Source organism: Psychroserpens sp. NJDZ02 (assembly GCF_004843725.1).
Classification (GTDB): domain Bacteria; phylum Bacteroidota; class Bacteroidia; order Flavobacteriales; family Flavobacteriaceae; genus Olleya.
Genome location: NZ_CP039451.1, coordinates 122501 through 137123 on the forward strand (window position 1 = coordinate 122501; position 14623 = coordinate 137123).

The window sequence follows — 14623 nt, forward strand, 5'->3', positions numbered from 1 at the left end:
TCATCGAATTAAACCACATGCTCCACCGCTTGTGCGGGCCCCCGTCAATTCCTTTGAGTTTCATTCTTGCGAACGTACTCCCCAGGTGGGTCACTTATCACTTTCGCTTAGCCACTCAAACCGAAGTTCGAACAGCTAGTGACCATCGTTTACGGCGTGGACTACCAGGGTATCTAATCCTGTTCGCTCCCCACGCTTTCGTCCATCAGTGTCAGTTGATTATTAGTAATCTGCCTTCGCAATTGGTATTCTATGTAATATCTATGCATTTCACCGCTACACTACATATTCTAACTACTTCATAATAACTCAAGATAACCAGTATCAAAGGCAATTCTACAGTTGAGCTGCAGGATTTCACCTCTGACTTAATTATCCACCTACGGACCCTTTAAACCCAATGATTCCGGATAACGCTTGGATCCTCCGTATTACCGCGGCTGCTGGCACGGAGTTAGCCGATCCTTATTCTTACAGTACCGTCAAGCTCTCTACTCGAGAGAGTGTTTCTTCCTGTATAAAAGCAGTTTACAACCCATAGGGCAGTCATCCTGCACGCGGCATGGCTGGATCAGAGTTGCCTCCATTGTCCAATATTCCTCACTGCTGCCTCCCGTAGGAGTCTGGTCCGTGTCTCAGTACCAGTGTGGGGGATCCCCCTCTCAGGGCCCCTACCTATCGTTGCCATGGTGTGCCGTTACCACACCATCTAGCTAATAGGACGCATAGTCATCTCTTACCGTAATCTTTAATATAATCCTGATGCCAGGGCTATATACTATAAGGTATTAATCCAAATTTCTCTGGGCTATCCCTTAGTAAGAGGTAGATTCTATACGCGTTACGCACCCGTTCGCCGGTCGTCATCTTTAGCAAGCTAAAATGTTACCCCTCGACTTGCATGTGTTAAGCCTGCCGCTAGCGTTCATCCTGAGCCAGGATCAAACTCTTCATCGTTAAATTTTTAAGTGTTTCCACTAATATGCTTAACAATTAAAGAAATATTTCTTTACTCAAAATGGCTTATTCTCTTGTTTGAATCTAATCGTTTCCAATTAAATTCTTACGCTGTCAATTCAATATGTTTATGAACTTTTTTTCTCTGTCTCTTAAGATGTTATTTCCTTAAGCGGGTGCAAATATAATTCGCTTTTTTAAATCCCACAAGCTTTATTTGAAAAGATTTGACTCTTTTCTATTAAACTGTCATAATAACTCTCTGAACGTTTCCTTAATCACTAATTAACCTGTTATAGTTGCGTCGTTTTCGGGGTGCAAATATACAAGCCTTTTTGGTTCCTACAACCCTTTTGGTAATCTTTTTTTAATTTAAATTTAACAATGATGGTTAAGCCTTTGTAGTTAGCTTATTACAGTGTTATCCTTTTGTATTGTTTTTTTTTAGGTTGAACTACCCATAGATTACGAATGTTGGTTGTGTTTGAATTTATTTACTGATTTGCAATGCGTTAGGGATAGAACGGTCTGTCTGAGCTCTTTTTTTGAAATACATGTATTAATAGTACTATTGACCATTATTTAGATACTATACCATATATAAGGTACAACATTTGTAAAAAAAAGCGAGTAGTGAAAGCCCGACCCTTTGGGTAACGCCCTAATTGTTTAAAATATTATAATTTATTCACTATTACTTATTACTTGTATTGGCAGTCTCTTATTATCCTATTATATTTGTAACTTAATTTGATATTGATGATAAAAATTACTTTACCTGATGGTAGTGTGAAATCTTTTGAAAAAGATTCTACACCAATGGATGTCGCTAAGAGTATTAGTGAAGGATTAGCTAGAAATATTATTTCGGCAAGTTTTAATGGTACAACGGTTGAAACCACTACTCCATTGACCACCGATGGGTCTCTTGTTTTATATTCTTGGAAAAATGATGAAGGAAAAAAAGCGTTTTGGCATAGTTCTGCTCACGTTTTAGCTCAGGCTATCGAAACGTTATATCCAAATAGCAAATTAACTATTGGTCCTGCTATTGATAATGGCTTTTATTACGATGTAGATTTTGGTGACGAAACTATTACTGACAAAGACTTTAAGACTATTGAAAATAAAATGTTAGAGATTGCGAGAGGTAAACATGAGTTTGCTATGCGATCTGTAACTAAAGCTGATGCTTTGTCTTTATATAAGGACAATGAATATAAGACTGAATTAATTGAGAACTTAGAAGACGGGACTATCACTTTTTGTGACCACTCTACTTTTACCGATTTATGTCGTGGTGGACATATCCCAAATACTGGGATTATTAAAGCTGTAAAAATATTATCTGTTGCTGGTGCTTACTGGAGAGGTGATGAAAATAAACCACAATTAACGCGTGTTTATGGAACGTCTTTCCCGAAACAAAAAGAATTAACTGAATATTTACATCTTTTAGAAGAAGCAAAAAAACGTGATCATAGAAAATTAGGTAAAGAGCTTGAGCTTTTTACTTTTTCTCAAAAAGTAGGCGCTGGTTTACCTTTATGGTTACCAAAAGGTGCTGCTTTACGTGAGCGTTTAGAAGATTTTTTAAAGGCGGCACAGAAAAAGGCCGGTTATGAAATGGTGGTTACGCCACATATTGGTCAAAAGGAACTTTATGTTACTTCTGGACATTACGAAAAATATGGTGCTGATAGCTTCCAACCTATTACGACACCTAAAGATGGTGAAGAATTTTTACTAAAACCAATGAACTGTCCTCACCACTGTGAGATATACAACAGCATGCAATGGTCTTATAAAGATTTACCAAAGCGTTTTGCTGAATTTGGTACTGTTTATAGATATGAACAAAGTGGAGAATTACATGGTTTAACTAGAGTTAGAGGATTTACTCAGGATGATGCACACATTTTTTGTACTCCAGATCAATTAGATCAAGAGTTTAAAAATGTTATTGACTTAGTGTTATATGTATTTGGATCTTTAGGATTTGAAAACTTTACGGCACAAGTGTCTTTACGTGATCCTGAAAAGCCAGAGAAATATATTGGAAGTTTAGAAAACTGGGAGAAAGCAGAACAAGCCATTATAAATGCTGCCAAGGATAAAAACTTAAATTATGTTATAGAAACTGGCGAAGCTGCTTTTTACGGACCTAAATTAGATTTTATGGTCAAGGATGCTTTAGGTAGACAATGGCAATTGGGAACTATTCAGGTTGACTACAATTTACCTGAACGTTTTGAATTATCTTATAAAGGGAGTGATAATGAAAGCCACAGACCGGTAATGATACACCGTGCTCCTTTTGGAAGTATGGAACGTTTTATTGCTATTTTATTAGAACATACTGGTGGAAATTTCCCGCTTTGGTTAATGCCAAATCAAGTTTCTGTATTAACTCTTAGTGAGAAATACGAGAAATACGGAGAAAATGTTTTAACTTTGCTAGAAAATAACGAGATTCGTGCTACTTTAGATAACAGAAGTGAAACGATAGGAAAGAAGATTAGAGAGGCTGAAATCAATAAAACGCCTTATATGATTATCATTGGAGAGCAAGAAGAAAATGAAAACAAGATATCTGTAAGACAACATGGTGGTGAAGATTTAGGCACGATTAGTGTAGAAACCTTTGCAGAGATTGTTAAAACAGAGATAAATAAGACAAAAAGACAATTTTAAAATTAAGTTTAACTAAAATATATAAGTCATAGCAATACGTAGAAAAAGATCAAGAGGTCCGGCAAGAATCATTAAGGAAGATCAGCACAACATTAACGGAAAAATTAGAGCAGAAAAAGTGCGTCTAGTTGGAGATAATGTTGAAGTAGGAATCTATACATCCAAAGAAGCAAGAGAGTTTGCAAGAGAGCAAGAGCTTGATTTGGTAGAGATTTCTCCTAAAGCAGTTCCACCTGTATGTAAAATAATGGATTACAAGAAGTTTCTTTATGAACAGAAGAAGCGGGAAAAAGCATTAAAATCCAAGGCTACTAAAGTTGTAATTAAAGAAATTCGGTTTGGACCACAAACAGATGATCATGATTACGAGTTTAAGAAAAAACATGCCGAAAAATTCTTAAAAGAAGGTGCAAAGCTAAAAGCCTTTGTTTTCTTTAAGGGACGATCGATTGTGTTTAAAGAGCAAGGACAAATATTATTATTACGTTTAGCCCAAGATTTGGAAGAAATTGGTAAAGTAGAACAAATGCCAAGACTTGAGGGAAAACGTATGACAATGTTTATTGCACCAAAGAAGTAAGAAGTTGCTGAAAAAATTTCAGTACTTAAAAATATTATAAGCGAAATAATTAAAACTAGGAAACAAAATGCCTAAAATGAAAACAAAATCTAGTGCTAAAAAGCGTTTCAAGCTTACTGGTACTGGTAAAATTAAAAGAAAGCACGCTTTTAAGAGTCACATCTTAACAAAGAAGTCTAAAAAGCGTAAGCTTAAGTTAACTCATGACGGTTTAGTACATAAAGCGGATGAGAACAACATTAAAGTAATGCTACGTTTAAAGTAACATTACCTTAATTGGTTACAAATTATTATTTATAAACCCTGGAGTTAGGCCTATATAAAGTGTTATTAATTAACCGCCTACTACAAAACACATTAAAATTATGCCTAGATCAGTAAATTCTGTTGCCAAAAGAGCCAGAAGAAAAAAGGTGCTTAAACAAGCAAAAGGTTACTTTGGACGTCGTAAAAACGTTTGGACAGTAGCAAAAAATGCGGTTGACAAAGCTATGCAATATGCATACAGAGACCGTAGAAATAAAAAGAGAACTTTCCGTGCATTATGGATCACGCGTATTAACGCTGGAGCTAGATTACATGGATTGACTTACTCACAATTTATGGGGAAAGTAAAAGCTAACAATATCGAATTAAACCGTAAGGTTTTAGCTGATTTAGCAATGAACAACCCAGATGCTTTTGAAGCAATTGTGAACAAAGTAAAATAAAAGGCATTTTGCCAATTGTATAACAATACTTCGCTTATAACATAGAAAATCCGATTCTTAATTGAATCGGATTTTTTTATGCTTTTAATTATAACTTAACGCTAAATATTGCTGTTTTTGAAACAATACAATTAGATTTACAATCTAAACGCATTACACACTTATGAATTTAAGTCAAGTCAAATTAATAGTTTCCGATTTAGATGGAACGTTACTTAACTCTAATCACGAGGTAAGCTCGGAATTCTTCAAACTTTTTAAAATATTACAATCGAAAAACATTTTATTTGTTGCTGCTAGTGGGCGTCCATATTACAGTATGATTGACAAACTAGCACCAATAAAAGACGACATTATTATAGTCTCTGAGAATGGTGGATTGGCTATAAAAAAAGATGATTTACTTATTTCTAATACATTCAGAAAAGAAAATTTAAGTGCTATATCGCATTTAGTACTTAATTTAAAAGATACCCATCCCGTTTTTTGTGCAAAAGATAAGGCTTACGTTATTAGTAAGTCAAAAAAACTAATGTCTCTTTTAAGTGAATACTATTCTAATTACGACATCATAGAAACTATAGCTGATATTGAAGAAGACATTTATAAGATTGCATTATACCATGAAGAGAGTTCTGAAAAGTATATATACCCTTCTGTAAAGCATCTAGAATCTAATTTTAAGGTAAAAGTATCGGCAAACCATTGGGTAGATATATCAGAAAACATTGCCAACAAAGGATACGCGATAAAACACATACAAGAACTTCACAACATTACCGAAGCAGAAACTATGGCTTTTGGTGACTATAATAATGACATCGAGATGCTAAAGTTAGCCCATTTTAGTTATGCTATGGAAAATGCGCATCCTAATGTGAAAGCTGTCGCTAATTATACTACTAAAACCAATAATAACAATGGCGTGGAGTTTATTATAAAACAACTCATTGAAAGTTTAGACTAACTGTTTCTATTTATAGAAAATAACTTTACTTCAGACTCTTTACCTTTTAAGGCGATATTCCCTATAGACTCCAGTTTATATTTATGCAACTTTAATTTACCCAATAAGGTTTCAGAAATTAAAAGCGTCTCGTTGTAAGCATTACATTCCCCTTGAATTCGTGCTGCCGTGTTTATAACATCACCATGGTATGCAATCTCCTTTTTAATTGTTCCTACTTCTGTCACAATTAATTTTCCACCGTGTAGACCAGCTTTAAACTTAGGTAGAATTCCAAATTTTTTGATGTAGTTTTTTTCTTTTTTAAGTAATCTATCTTGAAACTTAAAGAATAGTTCCGCACAATTGTTATCCTTTATTCCTTTATCAAAAGGCCAACTTATTACTGCTTCATCACCAACGTATTGATAAATCTCTGCATTATAATTAGGCAATACATAGTTGAGATCATAAAAGCATTGTTGTATCAACTCGCTATATTTAAAATGCCCCAATTGTTCTGCAATAGTCGTCGACGCTTGTAAATCTAGAAACATAAAAATGCGCCTTTCTTCTCTAGGTTTTTTATATTTTCCTATCAATTGATTAAAGAAAACACCTCTACCAAAATTATCTTTGGCAATCTTTAAAAATGAAAAAATTAATGAACAGATCACAAAATAACCAACAACCAACCAAAATACTTTATTTTGAATCCACCACCCTTGTTCATTTGGTAAATTTCTGTCAATTTGTTCTTCAATTAAAGTTATAATAAAATTAGTCGAAAGAATTAACATTAATAGATAAATCAGAGATTTTTCTACCAAAACCAATCCCGTCGAAAGTTTATTTAATCGCAATTTTTCAAAAAGAAACTCTACTACAGCATAAATACAGCCCACTACAATTCCGGAAAATACACCAAACTCTAACCATTGGGTTATTGGTATAACGTCGCTATCTAAACCTGGAATATCCTTTCCTACTTCAAAAGCCTTTCCTCCCTCTACTCCTATTTGAAAGTACCGAATCATTATAAATACGCAAAACGCTATAGACCAAAAAACAATGGTCGCTACTAGTAATCTAAAAAACTGAACTAATAAATTTTTCAAAAGCTATATTTATTGAGAGATTTCATCAATTGCTACTCTAAACTCAGACCAACTAATTAATTGATCACCATCTTTATCGTAACCTTCTATTAACTTGGATGAAATTATACCACGTATAAAGCCACTGATCTCTGCTTCTTGTAATAGATTTTTAATTTCTGACTTAGACAATTTTTGATCTCCATTGTCATCAAAAAAATCGAATGCTTTTTTCGGTGTCTCAAAATGGGTTGTAATTAAAATTTCTATTTTTTTTAGGATATCACCTTTTGTTGACATAATATTTGAAATTAAATGATTGCTGTTCTCTATTTTTTGACTGTTACTTATGCGTTAAGGATGGAAAGGTCTGTATGAACTCCTCGCAGAGCGCGAACCTTGCGAGCCTGCCCTTTGTGGTAACGCCCAAAGTTATGTTTTTTGTTTCTTCTTTTTAGCAGCTGGAAACAACACATTATTAAGTATTAATCTATAACCTGGTGATGTTGGATGTAATTCTAATTCTGTTTTAGGATCTCCAACTTGGTGTGTGTAATCTTCTGGATCATGCCCTCCATAAAAAGTAAAAAATCCTTTTCCTTTTATACCATGGATATATTTAGCCTCGCCATTAGTTTTGTTTTCTCCCATGACTAAAACATTAGATTTTATTTGATCCCTTGTAAAAGAGGTGGTTTGTCCCATAAATCCCTTAACCAATGCTGTATGATTTTGACATAACATCGTTGGAATTGGGTCCCATTTTGCAGAAAAGTCCATCAGTGAAAAATAATCTGTTTCTTTGAGAATCTTACGTTTCATGGTCATGTCGATACTAGAAAACTCATACACTAAAGGGCTGCGCTCCAAAGTATAATCTTTAAATGCAAATGTTTTTGAAAACTCAATTTTAGATTGGTAATTACCATCACTGGCATCTCCATCAAACATTGGTTCGCATATGTCTATACCTGCTGCGGATAATGCTATATCAAAACTTTCTGTTGCACTACACATAGCAAACATAAAACCACCTCCAACTACATAATCTCTAATTTTTAGTGCAACATCACGTTTTTCTTCAGATACTTTGTTGTAACCTAATTTAGTTGCTAATGCTTCTGCTTCCTTTTTCTCTTGAATATACCAAGCTGCTTGTCTATATCTCGCATAAAATTTACCAAATTGCCCCGTAAAGTCTTCGTGATGTAGATGTAACCAATCGTACAACAATAATTCATCTTTTAAGACTTCTTCATCATAGATTGTTTCATAAGGGATTTCTGCATAACTTAAAACCATTGTAACTGCATCATCCCATGGTAATTTACCTTTTGGAGTATAAACCGCAATTTTTGGCGCTTTTTCTAGCACAACGGATTCCATATTCTTACTTGGACTAGCTATTTCTTTTAGAATCTGTTCCGTTTTGGTATCAGAAATAACCTCAAAACTTACGCCTCTAATTTGACATTCTCTTTGTATATCTTTACTGTCAGGTAGTAAAAAAGCCCCTCCTCTGTAATTGAGTAACCATTTTACTTTTACATTTTTCGCTAAAGTCCAATACGTAATCCCATAGGCTTTTAAATGATTTTTTTGTGTATCTGCATCCATAGGAATTAAGATATATGAAGCAAACAATTGATTTGCACATAGAAACAAAAATAAAAATATAGCTATTTTTTTCATTTAAAAAAAGGATTTTATAAGTTGAAAGATACTTAAAAAAACCCCCTTATAGAAAAGGGATTAGTATTAAATTAACTTGTGGATCCAGAAAGCAGATCTGATATGATTTTTGTTTTTGGAAATTGCTCTAAAATAATTTTAAGAAACACTGTGATTGGGATAGCCATAATTAATCCTGGTATACCCCATATAAACCCCCAGAACATCAACATTACTAATACTGCAATAATATTAATAGAAAAAGATTTACCCATAAAAACAGGTTCTAAAATAGCTCCAAATAACACTTGAACTCCGGTAATTGATAATGTAAAAAATAATAAAACACTCATGTTTTCAACTTCGACAAAAGCAAAAATAGACAACAAAATAACAGTGATAAAAGACCCCACCATTTGTACAAAGTTAATTATGAAAGCAAATAAGCCCCAGAAAATAGGAAAGCTAACATCGAAAAAATAACACGCTAATCCAGTACCTATCCCTGTTAAAAAACTAACTAAAAACTTAACTTTAATGAATTTAATTAGGTCTTTTTCAATTTTCATGAACGTTTTAATAGACGTATGTTTTTTCTTTAGAATGGTTTTATTAATTACCTGTTCAACATTTATTGACTCCGCTAACCACAAAACGACGAAAAATGTCGTCATTAATAATGCTGTTAAAAATTTACTGATAAAACTTAATGTTGGAGAAAGATTACTTAATAAAGCTTCTTTATTTAAAAGTCTAGTTAAGGATCTACTACCTTCCACCTTGTCTACTCCAAAAAACGCCTGACTATTATCAATTAATACGTTGATTTTATCTTCCGCTTTGTGAAAAAATTGAGAATCTGAAGCTATAATTTCTTTACTAGATAATTTCACCAATTCTATTCCAGCCTTAACACCTAAAGCAATAACAAGTAACACCACAAAAACACTAACTGCTTTTGGAAGTTTTCGTTTACGTAAAAAACGCATTAATGGTAAAAATAACAATGCAATAAACATTGAGAATACTAACGGCACGAAAATAAAAGATAACACTTTTAGTAAATAAAAAATAATTGGTATTACAATTATTAAAAGCAAATAGTTAGTCGTTTTGATTTTATCCATCAAAGTAATAATTAATTTATATTAAAAAGGTACGTCATTATCTTCTTCTGGTGCTCCAAAAGCATCATTAGCAGAAGGGAAATTATCTGGTGCAAATGTATTATCATTTGCGGCAGCATTCATTTTACTATGAAATTCTTGTCCAAAAGGGGTATCAAAGTCATCTAAGTTATCAAACTTACCTAAATGTCCAATAAATTTAAGTCTAATACTTTCCAAACCACCATTACGGTGTTTTGCTACAATAAACTCTCCTTGACCTTCCGTAGGCGAGCGTTCTTCATCATCCCACTCATCAATTTTATAATATTCCGGTCTGTAAATAAAACTTACAATATCGGCATCCTGCTCAATCGCTCCAGATTCACGTAAATCGGATAGTAGAGGACGTTTACTTCCTCCACGCGTTTCTACAGCACGCGATAGTTGCGATAGTGCAATTACTGGTAAACTTAATTCTTTAGCTAAAGCTTTTAAGTTACGCGAAATAGTCGATATCTCTTGTTCACGGTTACCACCTGATCCGGCAGCTGTCATTAACTGTAAATAATCAATCATGATCATTCTAATACCGTGTTGCGATGCTAAACGACGTGCTTTTGCACGTAAATCAAAAATAGAAAGTGAAGGTGTATCATCAATAAAAAGTGGTGCTTTTTCTAAAGCTTTTACTTTTACGTTAAGTTGTTCCCACTCGTGCTTCTCTAATTTACCTGTTCTCAGTTTTTCTGAAGACAATCCAGTTTCACTAGAAATTAAACGTGTAATTAACTGTACAGATGCCATCTCCAGAGAGAAAAAGGCTACTGGTATATTTGAATTTACAGCTACGTTTCGTGCCATAGTCAAAGTAAAGGCTGTTTTACCCATACCTGGACGTGCTGCAATAATAATTAAATCACTTTCCTGCCATCCAGACGTCAATTTATCTAGTTTATTAAAACCAGAAGGCACCCCACTCATCCCCTCTTTTTTGGAGATTTCTTCAATTTTCTTTTTGGCTTGTATTACAAGGTCTTGCGCCGTTTCACTCGACTTTTTAATGTTTCCTTGTGTTACTTCATACAATCTAGATTCGGCTTTATCTAAAAGGTCGAATACATCTTGAGTTTCGTCATAAGCTTCCTCTATAATTTCTGAAGAAATTTTAATCAAACTACGTTGAATAAACTTCTGCAAGATAATACGAGCATGAAATTCGATATGGGCAGAAGACGATACTTTCTGCGTTAAGGAAATCAAATAAAAATCTCCACCAGCTAAATCTAAGGTCGAATTTGTCTTTAATTGAGTAGAAACTGTTAATAAATCTATGGGTTGACTTTCTTGAAACAACATAAAGATTGCTTCAAAAATGTGCTGATGCGCTTCTTTATAAAAAGCATCGGCACTTAAAATATCAATGACTTCATCAACCCCTTTTTTATCAATCATCATTGCACCAAGTACTACCTCCTCTAGGTCTAAAGCTTGAGGTGGAATCTTACCTTTTTCAAGGTTAATTATAGTGCTTCTATCAACTTGATAGCCTTTTACTTGATTGGGTTGCTTCATTTATATAATGTAATATTAAGTTAGAAACTTAATGCTCTTTTGGTTAATTATTGATTAAAAAAACAGATTTAAGACTTAGCGAAAGTAAATAAATTGTTAAGAAATATTGAATTACAAAGTTACTCAATCTTAACAGGTCATCAACATTTATAGTGTTAATAAGTCTATTTTTTTGTTTATAAGCATAAAAAAAAACCTGAAGCCTAAACTTCAGATTTATGTTAGCAAATGGATCTATAAGGTCTACCCCTTAAAAACGCCCATTTCGCAATATTTTTCAATACGTTTATTTACTAATTCTTTTGGTGATAAGTTTTTAAACTCATCGTAAGCTTTAACAATTGCAGCAGATACCGTTTTAAAGGTTGTTGCTCTATCAGAATGCGCTCCACCAAGTGGCTCTTTAATGATTTCGTCAACAATTTTCATTTTTTTCATATCAGTAGGCGTTAATTTTAATGCCTCAGCTGCTAACTCTTTATATTCCCAACTTCTCCATAAAATAGACGAACAAGATTCAGGAGAAATTACTGAATACCAAGTGTTTTCCAACATCATAATCTTATCTCCTACTCCAATACCTAATGCACCTCCAGAAGCCCCTTCACCAATCACTATGGTAATAATAGGCACTTTTAAACGTGTCATTTCTAAAATATTTCTGGCAATAGCTTCTCCTTGCCCACGTTCTTCTGCTTCTAAACCAGGATATGCTCCAGGTGTATCCAATAATGTAACTACAGGAATACCAAATTTTTCAGCAGATTTCATCAATCGCAATGCTTTACGATATCCTTCTGGATTAGCCATACCAAAATTACGGTATTGTCTAGTTTTGGTATTGTATCCTTTTTGTTGGCCAATAAACATAAAGCTTTGATCTCCAATTTTACCTAAACCACCAATCATAGCCTTATCATCCTTAAAACTTCTATCGCCATGAAGCTCTAAAAAAGAGTCACCACAAAGTGATTTAATATAATCTAAAGTATATGGTCTATCTGGATGACGTGACATTTGTACACGCTGCCATGGGGTCAGGTTTTTGTATATTTCCTTTTTTGTTGCTACAAGCTTTTTCTCTATCTGCTTGCAAGTCTGTGTCACATCTACATCACTCTCTTCTCCAATAATTTGACACTTTCCTAGTTGTTCTTCTAGTTCTTTAATCGGTAATTCAAATTCTAAATATTCCATAGGGAATGATAGTTTTGTTTATTTGTTAGCTAGCAAAATTACATATTTTTTATTTCAAATTTTAAGAATTCGGCTAAAAAGCATCCTTTTTAACGTTAAAATTTGATAATCAATCAGTTTGTTTGCTCTTGTTTTTTTTGAAGTTCTTCCAATTTTTTAAAATACCATTACACAAAACGACGCCCAAAATAATAAAAGCTCCTATATAAAATGAAGATGACATTGTTTCTGACTCTGGAAATAACATTAGGGCTAAAACTATTCCGTAGATTGGCTCTAGATTGTATGTTAGTACAACTGTATATGGACTTATAAAACGCATTACATGTACCGAAGCGATAAATGCATAAGCAGTACATATTGAAGCCAAAACAAATAACCAAAGTCCATCAGACATTGAGATATTAAAATGGTTAGTATTAAAGCCTTCTCCAAAGCATAAAATATAAACAGAAATAAAAAACACACCACTTATAAACTCATAAAACGAAATCTTAGTTGCGGAATGCTCTTCCATGAACTTACCATTAAGAACCGCAAATAATGATGATAAAAAGGCCGAAATAACACCTAAAATCATACCGTCTATATATTTAAACTCGCTTCTAACAATTAAGTATATTCCAAAGACGACTATTAGACCAAAAACAATCTCGTAAGCAATAATTTTACGTTTATATATGATTGGTTCTATAAATGAAGCAAAAAATGCACCCGTAGAAAACATTGCTAATGCTATTGACGCGTTTGACACTTGAATAGATCCAAAGAATGTAATCCAATGTAAAGCAATAATGACACCCGCAATAGCAAATTTAAATAAAGCTTTTTTGGTAATTGAGATATTAATCTTTGCAATTTTAATATATACAAACATTAAAACTGTAGCGATAAGCATCCTGTACCAGACTAAACTGACTGCATTTAAAGTAATTAACTTACCTATAATGGCTGTAAATCCAGCAATAAATACTAGAAGATGTAAGTGTAAGTAATTTTTAAGCTTATCGTTTTGCATTACGCAGTAAAATAATGGCTAAAATTCCAAAAATAATATTAGGAAACCATACTGCCAATAACGGTGAAAAATCTGATTGAGAGGCCAATGTCCCAAAAATTTTATCAAAAAAGACAAAGATCATTGCAATACAGATACCAAAAGCTAAATTAACTCCCATACCTCCTCTACGCTTTCTTGAAGATACGGCTACTGCAATAATAGTTAATATAAAAACAGACACTGGTAAACTCCACTTTTGATATTTAGCCAATTTATAGCGTCCTATATATTTAGATCCGCGTTGCTCTTCTCTATCAATAAATTTAACTAATTCATTATAACGGAGTGTTTCTGCAATATAGTCTTCTGGAGTTAAATCTTCTAAATCAAAATTAAAAATAGTGTCTTTTTTTCTTTGTATATCTAAAACATCATTATTCCCACCAATTATTCTTTTAACATAATTACGTAAAACAAATGCAGAGTCCTCTTCCAAATATCTAATGTTCGAAGCGCTTATTTTATAACCCATTTTTTGACCTTCAAAATGCTCTAAAGTAAAATTAACCCCTGTCCTATTTTTTGTATCAAAACTAGTAACATAAATAATATCGTTATCATTTATTTGTTTGAGAACATTGGTCGTATTATTAGTTTTCTTACCTGAAAGGTATTTATACTTAAAATTATTAAAACCTTTACTAGCGTTGGGCGCTAAATACAAACCTAGAATAATCGAAATAATCGCGACAATAGTTGCCCCTATTAAATAAGGTCTTAAAAATCGTGAAAATGATACACCTGAACTTAAAAAAGCAACAATCTCTGTATTATTGGCTAATTTGGAGGTAAACCAAATCACTGATAAAAATAAAAACAGGGGAAACAATAAGTGGGCAAAATATATTGTAAAGTCTAAAAAGTAGACCATAACTTCCCCAAAAGGCACATTTTTCTCTAATATTTTCCCTATTTTCTCAGCCAAATGCACTGTTATACCAATAGGTATAAACAACAATAGCATGACAGCAAAAGTCAGTAAATAACGTTTTAATATGTACCAGTCTAATATTTTCATTTTATCTTAACT

General features: G+C 33.2%; 13 protein-coding genes and 1 rRNA gene (1 of these 14 only partly in view). 5 read left to right on the forward strand and 9 right to left on the reverse strand.

The window, feature by feature from the left end:
- Positions 1 to 957: ribosomal RNA gene (locus E9099_RS00580) — 16S ribosomal RNA — on the reverse strand; it reaches 564 nt to the left of the window's first position.
- 759 nt (positions 958 to 1716) lie between these two features.
- Between E9099_RS00580 and thrS the strand changes: the two genes are divergently transcribed.
- The 5 genes from thrS to E9099_RS00605 all read left to right on the forward strand — a co-directional run bounded on the left by thrS (position 1717) and on the right by E9099_RS00605 (position 5908).
- On the forward strand, positions 1717 to 3651 hold the full coding sequence (gene thrS, locus E9099_RS00585) for a threonine--tRNA ligase (RefSeq protein ID WP_136581820.1): 1935 nt from the start codon (positions 1717 to 1719) through the stop codon (positions 3649 to 3651).
- Between the two features lie 70 nt (positions 3652 to 3721).
- On the forward strand, positions 3722 to 4231 hold the full coding sequence (gene infC / locus E9099_RS00590; protein ID WP_262710430.1) for a translation initiation factor IF-3: 510 nt from the start codon (positions 3722 to 3724) through the stop codon (positions 4229 to 4231).
- A 67-nt stretch (positions 4232 to 4298) separates the two neighbouring features.
- Positions 4299 to 4496, forward strand: coding sequence for a 50S ribosomal protein L35 (gene rpmI / locus E9099_RS00595; protein WP_055435293.1), 198 nt, complete (start codon positions 4299 to 4301; stop codon positions 4494 to 4496).
- Positions 4497 to 4596: 100 nt separating this feature from the next.
- Positions 4597 to 4941, forward strand: coding sequence for a 50S ribosomal protein L20 (gene rplT / locus E9099_RS00600; RefSeq protein WP_136581822.1), 345 nt, complete (start codon positions 4597 to 4599; stop codon positions 4939 to 4941).
- A gap of 163 nt (positions 4942 to 5104) precedes the next feature.
- Complete coding sequence (locus E9099_RS00605; RefSeq protein ID WP_136581823.1) at positions 5105 to 5908, forward strand: Cof-type HAD-IIB family hydrolase; 804 nt, start codon at positions 5105 to 5107, stop codon at positions 5906 to 5908.
- On the opposite strand, the gene E9099_RS00610 is transcribed toward E9099_RS00605, so the two are convergent.
- The 8 genes from E9099_RS00610 to E9099_RS00645 all read right to left on the reverse strand — a co-directional run bounded on the left by E9099_RS00610 (position 5905) and on the right by E9099_RS00645 (position 14611).
- Entirely contained in the window at positions 5905 to 7005 is a 1101-nt protein-coding gene (locus E9099_RS00610; protein WP_136581824.1) for an adenylate/guanylate cyclase domain-containing protein, read from the reverse strand. The genes E9099_RS00605 and E9099_RS00610 overlap by 4 nt on opposite strands.
- Before the next feature lie 9 nt (positions 7006 to 7014).
- Positions 7015 to 7284, reverse strand: coding sequence for an EF-hand domain-containing protein (locus E9099_RS00615; protein WP_136581825.1), 270 nt, complete (start codon positions 7282 to 7284; stop codon positions 7015 to 7017).
- Between the two features lie 132 nt (positions 7285 to 7416).
- On the reverse strand, positions 7417 to 8601 hold the full coding sequence (locus E9099_RS00620; protein ID WP_136585097.1) for an asparagine synthetase B: 1185 nt from the start codon (positions 8599 to 8601) through the stop codon (positions 7417 to 7419).
- A gap of 146 nt (positions 8602 to 8747) precedes the next feature.
- Positions 8748 to 9782 (reverse strand): AI-2E family transporter, encoded by a 1035-nt coding sequence (locus E9099_RS00625; protein WP_136581826.1) that lies wholly within the window; start codon positions 9780 to 9782, stop codon positions 8748 to 8750.
- Between the two features lie 21 nt (positions 9783 to 9803).
- Positions 9804 to 11336, reverse strand: coding sequence for a replicative DNA helicase (gene dnaB / locus E9099_RS00630; protein WP_101018036.1), 1533 nt, complete (start codon positions 11334 to 11336; stop codon positions 9804 to 9806).
- Between the two features lie 243 nt (positions 11337 to 11579).
- Positions 11580 to 12533 (reverse strand): acetyl-CoA carboxylase carboxyltransferase subunit alpha, encoded by a 954-nt coding sequence (locus E9099_RS00635; RefSeq protein WP_136581827.1) that lies wholly within the window; start codon positions 12531 to 12533, stop codon positions 11580 to 11582.
- Positions 12534 to 12642: 109 nt separating this feature from the next.
- Complete coding sequence (locus E9099_RS00640) at positions 12643 to 13551, reverse strand: DMT family transporter (RefSeq protein ID WP_136581828.1); 909 nt, start codon at positions 13549 to 13551, stop codon at positions 12643 to 12645.
- Complete coding sequence (locus tag E9099_RS00645; RefSeq protein ID WP_136581829.1) at positions 13538 to 14611, reverse strand: LptF/LptG family permease; 1074 nt, start codon at positions 14609 to 14611, stop codon at positions 13538 to 13540. The genes E9099_RS00640 and E9099_RS00645 overlap by 14 nt, the downstream gene beginning before the upstream one ends.
- Positions 14612 to 14623 lie beyond the last annotated feature (12 nt).

Excerpts from the sequence above, each read along its gene's own strand:
- dnaB (WP_101018036.1), bottom strand. The coding sequence starts at position 11,336 with ATGAAGCAACCCAATCAAGTAAAAGGCTATCAAGTTGATAGAAGCACT.
- E9099_RS00635 (WP_136581827.1), bottom strand. The coding sequence starts at position 12,533 with ATGGAATATTTAGAATTTGAATTACCGATTAAAGAACTAGAAGAACAA.
- thrS (WP_136581820.1), top strand. The coding sequence starts at position 1,717 with ATGATAAAAATTACTTTACCTGATGGTAGTGTGAAATCTTTTGAAAAA.
- E9099_RS00620 (WP_136585097.1), bottom strand. The coding sequence starts at position 8,601 with ATGGATGCAGATACACAAAAAAATCATTTAAAAGCCTATGGGATTACG.
- E9099_RS00640 (WP_136581828.1), bottom strand. The coding sequence starts at position 13,551 with ATGCAAAACGATAAGCTTAAAAATTACTTACACTTACATCTTCTAGTA.
- rpmI (WP_055435293.1), top strand. The coding sequence starts at position 4,299 with ATGCCTAAAATGAAAACAAAATCTAGTGCTAAAAAGCGTTTCAAGCTT.
- rplT (WP_136581822.1), top strand. The coding sequence starts at position 4,597 with ATGCCTAGATCAGTAAATTCTGTTGCCAAAAGAGCCAGAAGAAAAAAG.
- E9099_RS00645 (WP_136581829.1), bottom strand. The coding sequence starts at position 14,611 with ATGAAAATATTAGACTGGTACATATTAAAACGTTATTTACTGACTTTT.
- E9099_RS00605 (WP_136581823.1), top strand. The coding sequence starts at position 5,105 with ATGAATTTAAGTCAAGTCAAATTAATAGTTTCCGATTTAGATGGAACG.
- E9099_RS00625 (WP_136581826.1), bottom strand. The coding sequence starts at position 9,782 with ATGGATAAAATCAAAACGACTAACTATTTGCTTTTAATAATTGTAATA.
- E9099_RS00615 (WP_136581825.1), bottom strand. The coding sequence starts at position 7,284 with ATGTCAACAAAAGGTGATATCCTAAAAAAAATAGAAATTTTAATTACA.